The sequence below is a fragment of the Paenibacillus sp. Lou8.1 genome, assembly GCF_024213565.1.
Classification (GTDB): domain Bacteria; phylum Bacillota; class Bacilli; order Paenibacillales; family Paenibacillaceae; genus Paenibacillus; species Paenibacillus polymyxa_B.
The window spans coordinates 45,735-62,406 of record NZ_JANAVN010000006.1; the positions used below are offsets into that span (position 1 = coordinate 45,735).

Below are 16,672 nucleotides of genomic sequence, written 5' to 3' on the forward strand. Positions count from 1 at the left end.
CTCCAAATGCGAAATGAATCGCGCAATAAAATTTACACGGACTTCGGCTTAAAAGTGTGGCAACAGGTTGCGGCTGACGTGGCAGCCTTATCACGTTCTTCTGAACTGAAGCTTTCTCCCGCATATTCTTCTTTAAATTTCTTACCGGCATGACCATCAACTTCAATCATGATCAAATCTGCCTTGCAAAAGTTGTTTTCTCCCCAATAATGGCAATTGGCTACGCTACACTTAACGATTGGCTTGGCCTCTTGGCTCATGATTATCACCTCGGATTCATTGTCCCCCCGCTACCCTGCACCTATGCGTTCATGGTATATGGCAGTTGGTGACATACGAAAAAAGCCGCTTCCTTCACCTCCTCCAAAATGGCAGGAAGCAAGTAGAAAACGGCTTGCTTGTCTTGTTTTAGTTTTTGATTAGAAATGATCTTCCCCATTGAATGCTTTAGGCATGAGTACGTCGAGTCTGCATCCGGCGCTGAGTCAAATAGTCACTTTCATAATAAGTCAGATCATCACGCAATTCTTCAAAATTTTTCGTAATGTCCATGATCACTTCGCGAGCGGCTGGCACTGGCGTTTTACGGAAGCGAATAGCATCTTGTCCCGTATACGCATAGCGTCCATCCTCTGCGTAAGATTCATTTTTGGGATAAAAAAAGCTGTTCACGCAGTCATGGTAAACGTTATACAATGCCTTTTCCGCAAAATCGACGTCAAAATTGGCACGGCGTAAAGCCACACCCAGCTTTTCATAAGATACTTCGGAAAAAACAAGGACATGACGGAGATCCGACAAAAGGCCTTTGTAAAAAAGTACGGACTCCTCATTGCCATCTGCAGCAAGTTGCGGCAGAGCATGCTCATTGAGGAATGTTTCCACCCGTTTCACGGCAGTTTTCAGTCTCTCCTGCGCCGACTCACATAATTTTTGTACGTTGACTGCTGACATCAAGGCAGCTCCCCCTTATTTGTTGCTTGTTCATCAATTGGTTACCCGAAAATAGTCCCTTCTAACCGAAAGAGCTGTAATTTTCAGTATTTATCCTACCACAAATGAGCATTGAAAGGTATAAAAACATGCCAACCTCCTCACGCTAAACCATAAATTTATGAATACTCAAGGAGGACGGTCCCATGTCTCGGCGAAAATGGTTAAAACCCCTGCTCGGAGCAGCTGCCGGGGTGCTTCTCATCACACTGATGCTGCCTTCCCGTGATCACCGCCATACACCGCAGCCCGAATATACGGCTAAGATGGTGCCACAGCAAGAGAAGCAGCTCAAAAAAGGAATGTTGGCTTTGGACCTGTCCGCTACGGATACCCTCACACGCATGGATGCAAGGCAGGATATTCAATACGTGATGCGGGAGCTTGATGGTAAAACTGCTGATCAGAAAAGGCAGTTTACTCGCACGCTCCAGCAATCACACAGTCATCTTCATACGTTACAGTGGATTCACACACGCGACGGGAACACGAACACCTATACGGGCAGTAAATCACAAATTCGTCTGCTGAGTCATCCTCAAATTAAAAGCAGTTTGGCCGCCGCTCGTCGTTCCGTCATGCAAAATAAATCCTATGAATCTGCTGCATTTCAGGCTGAAGGCGGTAAATATTTTGTCATGGCAGAACCATCTGCTGACGGAACATGTGGCGTTGCTGCCCTGGTCAGTCAGCAAGTATTGCGAGACGTGGAGAAGCATCAGCGGAAGAATTTGCGGTTGATTCCCTATCCAAAAGAAGGCAGCTACAAAATCGAATCCGTACATCCCGACACATTGCACGATATTACTGTCAAGACGGGCCACGACAACGAAAATGCAAGTCATTATTTTGAAAACGAAATTGTCGTTCGCTTCCGTCACAATCCTGATTCACGACAACTGCAGGAAATTGCAGCAGATTTACACTGTGCGCCAGGCCGCAAGCTTGGTTATACCTATGTATTTCATTCAGATAAGATGAACTTCAAGGAGCTAAAGCAATATTTTTCAAGAAAGTGGAACCCGCTTTATATTGAGCCTCACTATATGTATCTAACCAATGAGAAAACACCTATCCAAGCGGACAGCTCTATCCCCAATGATTTGCTCTTTTCCCGCTATCAATGGAATCTGCCGGCTACGGAAACCAACCGGGGTTGGAAATTAAGCAAAGGCAGCAAGGATGTAATTGTCGCTGTCGTAGATACGGGAGTAGATTTGGATCACCCCGACCTAAAAGGTCAAATCCTTTCAGGGCATAACGTGGTAAACCCGTCTGAAAAACCTTATGATGACGTCGGTCACGGAACGCACGTCGCCGGCATCATTTCTGCCCTCGTGAATAATGCTGAGGGGGTCGCTGGCATGACATGGTACAACAAAGTCATGCCGATTAAGGTACTTGACCAATCTGGCTCCGGTACGACTTACTCGGTTGCAGAAGGTATTATATGGGCAGCTGATCATGGGGCCAAGGTCATCAATTTGAGTCTGGGCAATTACGCACAAGCTGAATTTTTGCATGATGCGATCAAATACGCCTATGATAAAGATGTCGTATTAGTTGCAGCCACAGGTAATGACAATACGGAACGACCTGGCTATCCAGCAGCGTATCCAGAAGTATTTGCCGTTTCCGCTACAGATTCTTCTATGCACCGTGCATCCTTTTCTAACTATGGAGATTATGTAGACGTCATGGCTCCAGGTGCAAGTATCGCCAGTACGTACCCAGGGAATCAATATGCTGCACTGTCGGGCACTTCAATGGCCAGTCCCCATGTATCAGCACTTGCTGCACTGATTCGATCCATTAACCCCGATCTGACCAACAAAGAGGTAATGGAATTAATGAGAAGCAGCGTAATTGACTTGGGCACACCAGGGCATGACAAATATTTCGGGTATGGTCAAATTGACGTGTATAAAGCGTTGAAAGCAGCACAACGTCCATATGTTCCTTTGCAATTCTATCCACAGCATTTAAGTGACAAGTTAAAATCTATATTAAAGAAACTGGAAACGTAAGATTCCTTATTGGAAAAAAGCAGCCATGTTGCTCCATGGCTGCTTTTTTGGGCTTTATTAACGCTTGGAACTGCTGCGAACAGGACGCTTGCCATGGCTGCGAGTATGACAGCAAGGTTCTCCAGGATCCTTTATACTCACCGGAAATACGTGATGAGGCACAGGTACAATGTGCGTCTGATTTACAATTTCAATCGGATGAACCACAGGCACGACTTGTGGGAAAAATTGATGATTTACAAATTGGATCGGTGGGCACACGATCGGGTCGTAAGGGCAATGACTCATAATGTGCAACTCCTTTCGGTGAATTAGTACAGCATATTAAGAAGGCAGGTGCTGTGCTTGGATGTTTACCCCCTAATACAAATATCCCTTATAAAATAGGCTTCCGTTCAACAATGACCGAACGATCAAGCAGTTCACCCAACAAACGGCACAGTTTGTGAAGACCTGTTTTAAGTGTTTCCTTGTCCGCATACGAAAAAGAAATACGGATATGATTACTGTCCATACCACCTGCATAGCATACTGCCCCAGGTAAAAAGGAAACGCCTTCTCGGTCAGCCAGCCGCTCCAATTCTGGAATATCAACATTAGGAGGAAGCTTAATCCACACATTTAGGCCGCCTTCGGGAGCATACCAGCTGACCTCTGGCGGAGCATAGCGCTGGAGCGTGTGCAATGCGACTGTCAACCGATCCCGCATTTGTTCCCGCAACCAAACAAGGTGCTGATCAAGTCGGTTCTTGATAAAGGGCAGTAGCGCTTTTTGCGTTAATAGAGGGCTCCCCAAATCTGTAGTAGACTTGGCAGCCACCAAACGATCCATTACACTGCCCGTGGCCGCTACACAAGCTATACGGCAGCCGGGAGCAACGGTTTTGCTAAAGCTTTTGATATATATCACATGTCCGGACTGATCATGCGCCTTGATAGAGAGTGGCGGCTTTGTTTTATAATAAAGGTCGGAAAATGGATCATCTTCAACAATGAGACAATGATAACTTTGAGCTAGATCCAGTAATTGTGTGCGTCTGGCCATCGTTAAAGTTACTCCGGTAGGATTATGAAAAGTGGGTATCGTGTAGATCAGTTTTGGGGGATGAGTGTCGCAAAGACGTGTGAGGATATCGATCCGCATGCCCTGCTCATCCATCGGAATCATAATTACTTTGGCACCACGACTGGTAAACACATCAATGGCCCCCGTATATGTAGGAGCCTCCATGTAGACAACATCTCCAGAACCAACAAAAGTACGTGCCACCAAGTCAATCCCTTGTTGGGCACCACTGGTTACGAGTAGCTGTTCTGCCACTGTGCATATACCGCGTTCGTTCAAGTGGTCTACAAACACTTCCCTCAGCGCTAAATCACCTTCAAAAGTCCCATATGCTGCCATTGCATCGGGATTTCCAGAGGATAGACGTTGAGTATCAGCAATGATTTCGCGTGTAGGAAGAAGCTCCGGTTGAATTGCTGCTATATGAAAAGAATAGGGAACCTGTCTGCTATGGTTAAAGTTTCTCCATAGCTGTGCGCGCGGCAAATAATCGATCAGCGACATTTGCCATGACAAATCCTGCGCTCCATCTCGTTGAACAGCTACCGAAGGCTCTGCTACATAGCAACCTTTTCCCTGTGTACAGGTAACCAAATGAATAGACTCCAGCTCAGCATACGCCTTGCTTACAGTTACGGGACTTACCGCAAGTAGGCTGGACAGATGACGGACAGACGGAAGCTTTGTGCCCTGAGGCAGCAATCCAGACTGGATGCGATCTGCTAATGTTTTGGCAATCTGTAAATATAATTTGACACTGCTATTGCGGCTGAGATCAATATGCATCGGAACTGTCCCCTCCAAAAATCAACTGTTACATTTAGACGTTTACTGTTATACTTCATTATCGATATAATACAACAAATTTCATAGTACAGTATAGAACACAGGAGATGATTGGATTGGAACACAAATTTTCGGGTATGGCTCGTACTCAGGGCTCGTCCATGGTAAGGGACATTTTAAAGCTGACACAGGGAACAGATGTGTTATCTCTGGCAGGCGGCCTTCCTGCCGATGCCTTTTTTCCCATCGAAGCTGTTGCTAAAGCCTATGAGCGGGTATTTCGCCTCGGCGGTACTACCGCTCTTCAATACGGCCTAACCGAGGGCTACATTCCTCTACGGGAACGTCTTGCAGCAATCATGTCATCCCAAGGCATCTCCGTCACCAGAGATAATATCATTATGACGACAGGCTCACAGCAGACCATTGATCTGGTTTCGCGTGTGTTGCTCGATCCGCAGGATACTGTATTGGTGGAGTCCCCTACTTATTTGGCCGCTCTTCAGGTATTCAATTCCTATGGTGCCAACATTGTAAGTGTAGATACAGACTCTAACGGTATGCAATTAGATGATCTTGAAGCCAAGATCAAAAAACATCAGCCTAAATTCGTGTATGTCATCCCCACCTTCTCCAACCCGGCAGGAAGTGTTTGGAGTATGGAACGCAGAACAGGCGTTGTTGAACTATGCCGTAAATACGGCACTTTGATTTTTGAAGATGATCCTTACGGACGTCTTAAATTTGACGAAAACCTTAACTTTCCATCCCTTTTCTCAATTGATCAACAGTTAGGTGGAGACAGTCATGTAATGTACACTTCTACATTCTCTAAAACTGTCGCTCCAGGTGTTCGCTCTGGATGGTTGGTAGCCGATCAAGCTATCGTCGTTAAAGTCGCGAATGCCAAACAATCTGCCGATCTGCACTCCAGCAGTATTGATCAACGTGCTTTGAATGAGTTATTGGACTTTTTTGACTTGGACGGACATATTCGTACCGTGTCCGCCGAGTACCACACTCGTATGCTACGTCTCACATCGCTGATGAAAGAACGCCAATGGGAAGGAATCACATGGGATGATGCACTTGGCGGTATGTTTATGTGGGTTACCCTACCTGAGGGCTTCCGTTCTGACCGGTTGCTGCAATTCGCAATTCAGGAAGGAGTCGCATTTGTGCCTGGACAAGTCTTCTATGCTGACCTGAGCGGCAGCAACCATATGCGAATCAACTTCACGCATACCGATCCTTCCCTGCTTCCAAAAGCAGTTGACCGATTGGATCGAGCACTGAAGATGTACACAGAGGAAAGTGTGGTAAAAAGCGTACGCTGATGGAGTTGGCAGAACACGTACGTGAGGCCCGCTTCACGTTGTTTTTACGATCGCTGTTATCCCTGATTCGTTTGGATTTTGAATAGTGGTGGAATCTGGGACAAAAGCCGCACGCCTCGCTTCTACAGATTCAAATGCGTTGCTACGCTGACTACGTGCTTCTTCCTCGCACGTTTTTACGGTAGAGGGAGTAAAAATTAAAATGAAAGCCTCCAGTAATTATGCTTGGGGGCTTCATTCTAAAAATGCACTATTTCTGCGCAAATACGGTATGTTAAAAAGGGTGTGTCATGATTCCCACAGGAATATGACACACCCTTTTTAATTCAATAAATACATTTGGATTAAAGGCTTTCATGCAAACAGGTCATTTACAAAAGTTAAATTCATACATTTTAAGGTGTTGCAGTGGGGAAAGTTTTCCGTAAGCCGGGTTCTGTGCTATTCGTGGTACAGACGGGAACTACCCTCCCACTACAAGCGACAATCATCTATCTAGGCCGAACATTGCTATTCAGCTCCAGCGACCAACCTAGACACGCCTCGGGCTAAGGCTGCTTCGCGAAGAAGCTGTGTCCCATTAGGTCTTGCTCCAGATGGGGTTTACCAGGAACGAAGTCACCAGCGTTCCTCGGGGTCTCTTACACCTCGGTTCCATCCTTGCCTGTGCCGCAAGCGGCCATCGGCGGTCCATTTCTGTGGCACTATCCTTCAACTCGCGCTGACTGGACGTTATCCAGCATCCTGCCCTATGGAGCCCGGACTTTCCTCTCGCGGCTTACGCCGCCAGCGATTGTCTGTCAAACTTTCCGAACAACATTACATAGTATACAGGGAACGCGCGCACGTTACAACCCTGAAAATATTGTAAAAAGTAGAAAGTACCTTTATTTTCTCATAGACGTTGAGGTTTTACAAAAATTGAAAAGGTTCGGTTTCCACCTGAGATACATGTACTTCCGTTGAGTATCGACCTTCTGCCAAGCGTTTACACATCCACTCTGCAGTTTTAGGTTTCATAATCTTTTCAGCGTTATGTCCAGGGTCAATAATAGCAATCCCCGCCATAAGGGCATCCTGAGCCGTGTGATAGTCAATATCCCCCGTGACTAATACATCAGCCCCCTTAAAAAGCGACTTGTTCACATAACGGCTGCCAGAGCCCCCAAGCACGGCTGCCTTTTTGATCGTACGATCTAAGTCGCCCACCACACGTACATGCTCGACGTTGAGACCGTTTTTCACAACATCGACAAACTCCCGTAACGTACAGGCTTCCTTAAGCTTGCCCACCCGCCCCAAACCAAAGCTACGGCCTTGCAAATCCATATGGTACAGGTCATAAGCCACCTCTTCATAAGGATGAGCCTTCAGCATCGCTTGAACAACTTTATTGCGTACACCCTGCAATACAATGGTCTCAATACGAACCTCTTCACTACGTTCCATTTTACCCGGCTCACCCAAAAACGGCTGTGTGCCTTCACCCGGCACAAAAGTTCCGTAGCCGTCAATGTTAAAGCTGCAATGGCTGTAGTTGCCAATATGTCCAGCTCCCGCCCCCAGTACGGCATCCAGTACCCGTTGATGATGTGTTTTGGGTACGAAAACAACAAGCTTGAACAATTGCTCGGTGTGAACATCCTCCAGCGTACCTTCACTTTGAATACCCAGTGCTTCCGCCATCCAGTCATTCATGCCGTCCTCAGCCGTATCCAGATTCGTATGACTGATGTAGACAGCAATATCATTCTTGATCAGCTTTTCATACAATCTGCCCGCAGGCTGATCCGTGTTCAAAGCTTTAAGTGGGCGGAATATAATCGCATGATGCGCAATAATGAGGTCTGCTTTTATGCGGATTGCCTCTTCGACAACCTCATCATTAACATCCAGGGCTACTAATATGCTTTTGATTTCCTTTTGCAGACTACCCAGCTGAAGCCCGATTCTATCGTCTGGAACTGCCAAGTATTTTGGAGCCAGCTGCTCCATGTAGCTAATTACTGTCTGTCCTTTGGCAAACATGCAAGTACCTCCTCTAGCTGTTCAATTTGCTTGCGCAATTGTTCCCGCTTATGCTGTGCGGATTCCTGATCTGACCGTGCCACTTGTGCCAGCACATCCTGAAGCTTGCGAATCTCCAATTTCCATTTATAAAAAAAGATTTCATTCGGTGCTTTAACCAATAGCGGCCCGAGTTTCATTAACAAATCCTGTGTCAGTACCAGCGAACTATCGGGAAGTTTCCATGGTTGATACAGCTCATCCTGTTTCAGTGGGCTTACCGAATCAGGTACTGCCGTCAGAATCTCATATATTTTTCCGTCTTCTTCCATAATATGTTCACTTGTTAGTACCCATTGATGTTCGATGAGCCATCGGCGTAAAATATCCTCGCCTACGTTAGGCTGTAGAACAAGTTGTTTTACTGAAACAAGCTTGTCTTTCCCTTGCTCTAGAATGGAAGCGATCAAGGCACCACCCATGCCGGCTATTGTAATAACATCAACCTCATTGGCCTTAATTACAGCCAAGCCATCTCCCTTTCTAACCGCAATGCGATCAGTAAGACCTGCTTCGGCCACTTGCTTTTGAGCCGCACGCAACGGCCCATCGTTGACTTCACCCGCCACGGCTTGCGGTACTCTGCCACTACGCACTGCAGCCACAGGGAGCAGTCCATGATCCGAGCCAATATCCGCAAGTCTGCTCCCGGCAGGAATTTGTTCCATAATATATTGTAATCGTTGAGAAAGTTTCATGACGTCACCCACGTAATCCATTTTTTTCGAGTCCAAAATAAAATCCCTACAACAAATGCCAACTTCAGTATGCTGTAAAACACCACATCTCCCGCTGCTTGATGGCGCAGGATAATCATGTCTGCTTCAGCCATGAATGCTAGTGTCATGCCTATAGCGAAATAAACCAAAGCGAGACGCGGAAAGCGGCGATGTACCCACCAGCTTAACCAGATCAACAATACTGCGTGCAAAATCCAAAATGCCTCAAGCATCACTAAAGTTGCTGTAGGCCAGTAGCGGCCTATAAGGACCGCGTACACTAAAAGCAGTCCAGCAAGACCACAGTAATGAAGTAAGCTGATCCGCAAAGTTAATCCCACAAGACACCATACTACACCGCATAGGCCTACGAGAAAAAGAAACCAAACCTTAGCTTCACCTTGATGGAGCTGAATGATCCACACACCCGAACCCAGCATAATCGCACTGCCTAAAGTGCTCAACATCGCACTCATACTCTTTTCGGAAGACCGCCAAAATGCGGCCACTCCATAGCAAATCGTAGTAACTGCACTTGCCGAGAATATTTGCATTGCCAACGGAAAAGCGGTAAAATAAAAACCGATCAAACAAATGCAGGAAATAATGACAAAACCAAGAAGCCAGGCGATCCCATGCCCGTGTCTAAGATATGTAAGCAGCCCGGTGTTGTTACGGTTCTGGCTCTGCGACGGCTCTTCGTCCTCCTGATACAGGTTAGACAAAAAATCGCAATATTGCTCAGGGAGCAGCCGACTTCGCCGCCAATGCTCAATTTCATGTAACAGTATTGCCCGTTTTTTCTCCTGGTCCAAGCTTCTTCCCCTCCACCAAGGCTGCCATGAGATAAAAAAAGACCCCCTGCGCGCTTCAAGCCGCAGAAGGTCCGCAATGTTACGCTTCTATTCGAGGAAATCCTTCAGTCGCTTACTGCGGCTTGGATGGCGCAACTTACGCAGCGCTTTGGCCTCAATCTGACGAATACGTTCACGTGTAACACCGAACACTTTACCCACTTCTTCAAGAGTTCTGGTTCTTCCGTCATCCAAACCAAAGCGGAGACGCAAAACATTCTCTTCCCGTTCGGTCAACGTATCCAGTACATCCTCAAGCTGTTCCTTCAGAAGTTCATAGGCAGCCGCATCTGCAGGCGCCAATGCTTCCTGATCCTCAATGAAATCCCCCAGATGTGAGTCATCCTCTTCACCAATTGGTGTTTCCAATGAAACCGGTTCTTGGGCAATTTTCATAATCTCCCGTACTTTTTCCACGCTCAGCTCCATCTCAGCAGCCACTTCTTCCGGCGTAGGTTCGCGCCCCAGCTCTTGCAACAGTTGACGCGATACGCGAATCAGCTTGTTGATCGTTTCCACCATATGCACCGGAATACGGATCGTTCTCGCCTGATCGGCTATTGCGCGCGTAATGGCCTGACGAATCCACCAGGTTGCATACGTACTGAATTTAAAGCCTTTTTCGTAATCAAATTTTTCTACTGCCTTAATCAAACCCATATTACCTTCCTGAATCAGATCCAGGAAAAGCATTCCGCGACCAACATAACGTTTGGCAATACTTACAACCAGACGCAAGTTCGCTTCTGCCAACCGACGCTTAGCTTCTTCATCGCCGTTATTGATCCGTTTGGCAAGCTCCACCTCATCATCAGCAGAAAGCAACGGTACACGACCGATTTCCTTCAAGTACATCCGGACCGGGTCATTAATTTTAATACCGGGAGGCAGGCTCAGATCGTCATCGAAATTAAAATCATCCCCATCATTGTTTTCCGGGTCGTCATTTTGACGCAATCTGGTAACTTCTTCGTCGTTGTCATTCACAACCTCAATCCCCAAGTCACCCAGCTGCTCATAAAACTCATCCATTTGCTCGGGGTCCTGATCAAACGGCGACAGTTTTTCCATGATATCTTTGTAGTTCAGAGAGGAACTTTTTTTACCCAACTCAATCAGTTGATCTTTAACCTGATCCAGTGTTAGTTCCGTCTCCAGTTCAGTATGCTGATCATTCGCCATCTTTCGACTCCCTCCTCCCTAGAAACATCCGACCTCTGTGTGTTCATTGTCTCTCTAGGGCTATAATCTCACTTGCAATTTGTGCTGCGCGCAAAAAGTCACCTAAGCGCTCAGCGGCTCTCATTTCTTCCCTTTTCAAATCCAGTTGCTCCTGCAATGGAAATTTTCGCACTTGATGAATATAATCATCCAAAATGTGCGGTGCCCATACGCCTGGAGCATCCATCATCATGATCGAACTTACGTTCTTCTCCAGTCGGTCGTCTTGCAAAGATGAAATAAAACGGCTTGTATCCGGTAACTTCCCTTGCGCGTAATAGGCATATAGATAAGCAGCAATTGCTGCATGATCCTCAATATTAAAGGCGTCGCCCAGATGCTTTTCTACATACTCTGCAGCTTCCAAATCCTGCATCATCCAGTGAAGCAGCCTGCGTTCAGCCACATGGTAAGCTGGCAACAGATTAGGTGTGGAGACCTGCCCTTTTTTATGCCTACCATTATTCCACCCATTTTCGTTATTATCCCCAAAGTTCTGTTTTTTTTGCAGGGATTGACGGAGTAAATTGCATTCTTGCTTCAAGGTTTCAAAATCCACCTTGACTTCGGATGATACTTCGCGCAGATACACTTCCCGCTCGGTCGGGGATGACAGAGGTGCAATGACATTTAATGCTTCGCGGGAATACGCGATTCTTCCTTCTTCCTCTTGCAGTATATGGTTTTTTTTCAGATATATAAGCTTAAATTTCACCGTTGAAACAGCACTTTCGATAATTTGGCGCTGGAATCGTTCGCCGCCGTATTGCCGGATAAAATCATCCGGGTCCATACCGTCACTGACCAGCGCTACTTTCACGTGAAGCCCCGCATTTTCCAACAGCGGAAAATTTTTAAGCGCAGCAGCTTGTCCTGCCCGGTCACCATCATAACAAATAATAACCTCGTCGCACAGTCCTTTTAACATCGTAGCATGGTGCTCCGTTAGAGCAGTGCCCATGGCGGCCACCCCATTTTGTACGCCAGCTTCCCACGCCGAGATAACATCACCATAGCCTTCAAAAAGAACACTTTGGCGTAGCTTGCGAATTGAGGTTTTAGCATGATGGAGATTGTACAGCGTTCGGCTCTTGTTGAATAGCTTGGTCTCCGGTGAATTCAAATACTTCGGCTGTCCCTCACCAAGTATACGGCCTGCAAAGGCAATAACTTTTCCGTTGCGATTCCAAATGGGAAACATGATACGATCCCTGAATCGATCCACATATCCATCACCCTCATGCCGGGGAGAAATGAGCCCTCCCTTTTCCATCTCCACGGGATCAAAAGAACGCTTCTCCAGAAACTGAACGATCGTATCCCATCGGTTGGGTGCATAGCCAATTTGAAATTGATCAATGATCTTGTCACTGAATCCCCGTGAGCGCAAGTATTCCATGGCTGGTTTGCCGTGCTCCGTATTTTTAAGCAAAAAATGGTACATCTTAGAAGTTAACTCATACGCTTGCAACAGCCTGTCCAACTCAGGATGCTGATGCGATGAATCACGTCCCTGCCATTCGCCGAGCGGGATATGACTTTCTTCTGCCATTGTCCTGACAGCTTCGGGAAAGGATAGTCCTTCGATTTCCATCATAAATTTGATGGCATTGCCTCCCGCGCCGCAGCCGTAGCAGTAAAAAATCTGACGATCCGGTGTCACGGTGAATGAAGGGGTTTTTTCGGAATGAAAAGGACAGAGGCCTTTCATATATTTCCCCTGCTTGGTCAAATGCACGTACTTGCTTACCGTATCTACAATATCATGATGTTGTAAAACCGACTCAATGATATCGTCCGGTATGTTGCCTTGTCCGGCACTCATATTAACCACCTTCATCTCTTTAGCACGTAAATATAATTCGATACCGTTACTCATTCTCCTGCAAGCGAAGTAAAAGTTTTGTCAGTTTATGTTGAAAAACTTCACGATCCTCTAATGTAAACGGTTTAGGACCTTTTCCATAACGTCCTTTTTTCCGTTCTTTGGCAGAAGTATGGCGTCGATCAAGCATGAAATCAATCGAATCGTTTCGATACATAGCTCCGCGAAAAGACATCACTTCACAACCTTTTGCCAAGGCAAGTGCAGCAAGACCATAATCATTGGTGGTTACAATATCACCGCGGCGGATATGATTGGCAATATAGAGATCGGCACTTTGGTCGCTTCGGTCTACTTTAACGACGCTTACGCCTTTGCTGCCCTGAATGAGATGATCATATGAAGATACCATAATAACCTCAATATGAAAAAGGGAAGCTATCTCCGCAATTTCACTTTTAACAGGACAAGCGTCCCCGTCAACAACGATCCGCACATCCAGTAAAGTTCCGGTTCCCTCCATGAGCATCCCCCATCTCCATCCGCATTCGAGTAAAATACGGAACGGCTGCAAGATTACTCTCACACCGTTCCGTATATTTATACCCATTTTTTCAAGTTGTTCATACTATCACAACTAACGTTTAAACTACAAGCTTGGAAAAATCGGCAAAACGCTTCAGTTCTGAGTCAATAGCAGCCAGCAATGCCAAACGATTATTACGAACAGCATCATCCTCAGCCATAACCATAACGGAATCAAAGAATGCCGTCACCGCAGGGGTAATGGATGAAGCAAGCGCTAACGCTCGTGTCGCATCACCTTCCTGTAAAGCTACGCTATAAGATTCATAAGCGCTAGACCATGCTTCGTAAAGCGTTTTTTCGCCTTGCTCCGTAAACTCACTCGTATTAACTAACTTATGCACTGCTTTAGCAGCCAGATTGCCTACACGATTAAAGGATTCAACTGTTGGTTTGAATACCTCACCTGTTTGTACGGCAGTCATTAATGCAGTTCCGCGGTTAACAACGGAAGCAACATCGTCATATCCAGCTGCAAGCACAGCATCCACAACGTCATAGCGAAGTGTCTCAGACAATAGTTTCTTCACCCGTAATCCGAAAAACTCATGTAATTCTTTACGTATTTCATCCGCGGAACGTTTCATATTTCCAAGGTTGCCGTGCACATCGAGCGCGATATTGAACACATCAGACAACGTAGCCGAAAGCTTACGATCCAACAAGATTTGCACAATACCTGCTGCCTGACGACGAAGCGCGTAAGGGTCCTGTGAACCTGTTGGAATAATACCGATGGAGAAGCATCCTGTAATGGTATCTATCTTGTCTGCGATACTTACAATCGCTCCAGCATTCGTTGAAGGAACCGTTTCTCCTGCATAACGCGGTTGGTAATGCTCAAACACCGCTCTCGCCACTTCTTCCTTCTCTCCAGCCTTACGAGCATAATCCTCACCCATCACACCTTGCAGTTCAGGGAACTCATATACCATTTGTGTTACCAGGTCAAATTTACAAATATCCGCTGCTCGACTAACCGATTCCTGTGTATCTGAGGAAACGTGAAGTTTCTCTGCCAGAGCATCAGCAATACGACGAATCCGGCGCACTTTGTCTCCAACCGTTCCCAGCTCTTCGTGGAAAACGATACTTTCCAGTTTGGAGAGTGCATCTTTAATTTCCAGCTTCTGATCTTCTTCATAAAAGAATTTGGCATCAGACAGCCGCGCACGCAATACTTTTTCATTCCCTTTAGCAATGACTTCCAGCGATTGACTTCCTCCGTTACGTACCGTAACAAAGTATGGCAGTAGCTCTCCTGTGCGATCCAGCACTGGGAAATAGCGTTGATGTTCACGCATGGAAGTAATGAGTACATCCTTCGGAATGTTCAGGAACGCAGGATCAAAACCTCCGAACAGTACTGTTGGGGTTTCCACCAAATACAGCACTTCTTCCAGCAGATCATCCTTGACCGCAATCGTCCAATCTTTTTCGGCAGCCAGCGCTTCAATTTGCTTTACAATAAGCGTTTGACGTTCCTCAATGTCCACAATGACATGCTGCTTGCGAAGTACTTCAACATAGTCAGCTGGACTTGCTACAACGGCATCCTGTCCCAGGAAACGATGCCCTCTTGTCACATTTCCTGACTGCACGCCGGCAATCTCCAAATTAACAATATCGTTACCAAATAAGGCAATCAACCAGCGGATCGGACGAACAAATTTAAAGTCATAACTTGCCCAGCGCATGAATTTAGGGAATGTCATGGCATGTAAAATGTGCAATAAACCTTCGGACAGTACATCCGCTGTTGGTACACCTATGCTGCTCTTAGTGGCGTAAATATATTCCACGCCTCCAAGCTCCTTGAATGTGAACTGTTCAGGATCAACACCTTGGCTGCGAGCAAAGCCTAGTGCAGCCTTGCTCCAGTTACCAGCTTCGTCGAGTGCGATTTTGCGGGAAGGACCTTTAACTTCTTCGTTAATATCTTCTTGCTTCTCCGCTACTTCCTTGACAAGTACCGCCAAACGGCGAGGTGTAGCATAAGCCTCTACAGCACCATAAGCAATACGCGAGCTGTCAAGCCACGCCGTCATACGCTGCTTCAACTGCTGAATCGCATTCGGGATAAAACGTGCAGGGACTTCTTCCAACCCGATCTCAAACAATAAATCCTTAGACATTTGCCGCACCTCCTTTCTTCAACAGCGGGAAGCCCAGCTTCTCGCGCTCCTCCAGATAGGTGGCAGCCACCTGACGCGCCAAATTACGTACTCGTATAATAAACCCAGTCCGTTCCGTCACGCTGATCGCTCCGCGAGCGTCCAGCAAGTTGAACGCATGAGAACATTTCAGCACATAATCATAAGCTGGAAATACAAGGTGCTGCGCCATCGCTTTATTTGCCTCTTCTTCATACATATTAAAAAGAGTAAAGAGCATTTTGACGTCAGATACTTCGAACGTATACTTGGAATGCTCAAATTCAGGCTGGTGGAAAACATCACCGTACGTGATTCCATTGACCCACTCTAAATCGAACACATTCTCCTTGTCCTGGATGTAGGAAGCAAGACGCTCCATACCGTACGTGATTTCTACGGCAACCGGACTGGCATCAATACCGCCCACTTGCTGGAAATACGTGAATTGAGTAATTTCCATACCGTCCAGCCATACTTCCCAACCTAAGCCCCACGCTCCCAGCGTCGGTGCTTCCCAGTTGTCTTCAACGAAACGAATATCATGCTCCAGAGGGTTAATGCCCAAACGGCTCAAACTCTCCAAATACAATTCCTGAATGTTATCCGGTGAAGGCTTCAAAACTACTTGGAACTGATGATGCTGATACAGGCGATTCGGGTTCTCACCATAACGTCCGTCTGACGGACGACGAGAAGGCTCAACATAAGCTACATTCCACGGCTCAGGTCCGATCGAACGTAAATACGTCATTGGGTTCATCGTGCCTGCCCCTTTTTCCGTGTCATACGGCTGTACAATAATACAGTTGTGTTCAGCCCAAAATTGTTGCAGCGTTAAAATCATCTGCTGAAAATTCATTGGTACACGCTCCCTTTCTACTTCCCTCAAATGTTGGTGATTTCTTCTCATTAAGCTCGTATGTACAGGGCTATTTTATCCCAAAAGCCTTGCTAGAGACAGCAAAAAGCCCCCGCCTCTACGCCTGTACAGACGTAGGGACGAGAGCTGACTCCCGCGGTTCCACCCTACTTGATT

The 16,672-nt window shown here is 46.5% G+C and carries 15 protein-coding genes and 1 other RNA gene; 2 read left to right on the forward strand and 14 right to left on the reverse strand.

The window, feature by feature from the left end; translation table 11 throughout:
- Positions 1–32: 32 nt before the first annotated feature.
- From NLX78_RS10025 to NLX78_RS10035, 3 genes are read right to left on the reverse strand one after another with little or no spacing between them, the layout of a single operon-like run.
- Positions 33–260: a DUF1540 domain-containing protein gene (locus NLX78_RS10025; RefSeq protein WP_061828536.1), complete on the reverse strand. Its 228-nt coding sequence runs from the start codon at positions 258–260 to the stop codon at positions 33–35.
- A gap of 41 nt (positions 261–301) precedes the next feature.
- Positions 302–439 (reverse strand): hypothetical protein, encoded by a 138-nt coding sequence (locus NLX78_RS10030; protein ID WP_254350289.1) that lies wholly within the window; start codon positions 437–439, stop codon positions 302–304.
- A gap of 8 nt (positions 440–447) precedes the next feature.
- Positions 448–954 carry a YpuI family protein gene (locus tag NLX78_RS10035; RefSeq protein WP_061828537.1) on the reverse strand — a complete coding sequence of 169 codons (507 nt, stop codon included), beginning with the start codon at positions 952–954 and terminating at the stop codon, positions 448–450.
- Positions 955–1,139: 185 nt separating this feature from the next.
- On the opposite strand from NLX78_RS10035, the gene NLX78_RS10040 reads away from it, so the two are divergent.
- Entirely contained in the window at positions 1,140–3,020 is a 1,881-nt protein-coding gene (locus NLX78_RS10040) for a S8 family peptidase (protein WP_254350290.1), read from the forward strand.
- A 57-nt stretch (positions 3,021–3,077) separates the two neighbouring features.
- Here the strand turns inward: NLX78_RS10040 and NLX78_RS10045 are convergent, their stop codons facing one another.
- Positions 3,078–3,308 (reverse strand): hypothetical protein, encoded by a 231-nt coding sequence (locus NLX78_RS10045; protein ID WP_071558470.1) that lies wholly within the window; start codon positions 3,306–3,308, stop codon positions 3,078–3,080.
- An 88-nt stretch (positions 3,309–3,396) separates the two neighbouring features.
- Positions 3,397–4,872, reverse strand: a complete 1,476-nt coding sequence (gene pdxR, locus NLX78_RS10050; protein WP_254350291.1) for a MocR-like pyridoxine biosynthesis transcription factor PdxR — start codon at positions 4,870–4,872, stop codon at positions 3,397–3,399.
- Positions 4,873–4,988: 116 nt separating this feature from the next.
- Between pdxR and NLX78_RS10055 the strand changes: the two genes are divergently transcribed.
- Positions 4,989–6,209: an aminotransferase-like domain-containing protein gene (locus NLX78_RS10055; protein WP_254350292.1), complete on the forward strand. Its 1,221-nt coding sequence runs from the start codon at positions 4,989–4,991 to the stop codon at positions 6,207–6,209.
- Between the two features lie 410 nt (positions 6,210–6,619).
- Here NLX78_RS10055 and rnpB read toward each other — a convergent pair.
- The 9 genes from rnpB to glyQ all read right to left on the reverse strand — a co-directional run bounded on the left by rnpB (position 6,620) and on the right by glyQ (position 16,495).
- Positions 6,620–7,018, reverse strand: an RNA gene (gene rnpB, locus NLX78_RS10060) — RNase P RNA component class A.
- Between the two features lie 103 nt (positions 7,019–7,121).
- The gene (locus tag NLX78_RS10065) at positions 7,122–8,237 is read right to left on the reverse strand and encodes a Nif3-like dinuclear metal center hexameric protein (protein ID WP_254350293.1); all 1,116 of its coding nucleotides are present in this window, start codon (positions 8,235–8,237) and stop codon (positions 7,122–7,124) included.
- Positions 8,213–8,974 (reverse strand): tRNA (adenine(22)-N(1))-methyltransferase, encoded by a 762-nt coding sequence (locus tag NLX78_RS10070; protein WP_254350294.1) that lies wholly within the window; start codon positions 8,972–8,974, stop codon positions 8,213–8,215. Before NLX78_RS10070 ends, NLX78_RS10065 begins: the two co-directional genes overlap by 25 nt.
- A complete protein-coding gene (locus tag NLX78_RS10075) occupies positions 8,971–9,810 on the reverse strand; it encodes a hypothetical protein (RefSeq protein ID WP_254350295.1) in 840 nt (279 codons plus the stop codon). Before NLX78_RS10075 ends, NLX78_RS10070 begins: the two co-directional genes overlap by 4 nt.
- A gap of 87 nt (positions 9,811–9,897) precedes the next feature.
- Positions 9,898–11,031 (reverse strand): RNA polymerase sigma factor RpoD, encoded by a 1,134-nt coding sequence (gene rpoD, locus NLX78_RS10080; protein ID WP_007431230.1) that lies wholly within the window; start codon positions 11,029–11,031, stop codon positions 9,898–9,900.
- 43 nt (positions 11,032–11,074) lie between these two features.
- Positions 11,075–12,949, reverse strand: coding sequence for a DNA primase (dnaG, locus tag NLX78_RS10085; protein ID WP_180984627.1), 1,875 nt, complete (start codon positions 12,947–12,949; stop codon positions 11,075–11,077).
- Complete coding sequence (locus NLX78_RS10090; protein WP_250268942.1) at positions 12,942–13,418, reverse strand: YaiI/YqxD family protein; 477 nt, start codon at positions 13,416–13,418, stop codon at positions 12,942–12,944. Before NLX78_RS10090 ends, dnaG begins: the two co-directional genes overlap by 8 nt.
- Positions 13,419–13,539: 121 nt before the next feature.
- Entirely contained in the window at positions 13,540–15,615 is a 2,076-nt protein-coding gene (gene glyS / locus NLX78_RS10095) for a glycine--tRNA ligase subunit beta (protein ID WP_254350296.1), read from the reverse strand.
- On the reverse strand, positions 15,608–16,495 hold the full coding sequence (gene glyQ / locus NLX78_RS10100; protein ID WP_023989480.1) for a glycine--tRNA ligase subunit alpha: 888 nt from the start codon (positions 16,493–16,495) through the stop codon (positions 15,608–15,610). Before glyQ ends, glyS begins: the two co-directional genes overlap by 8 nt.
- Positions 16,496–16,672 lie beyond the last annotated feature (177 nt).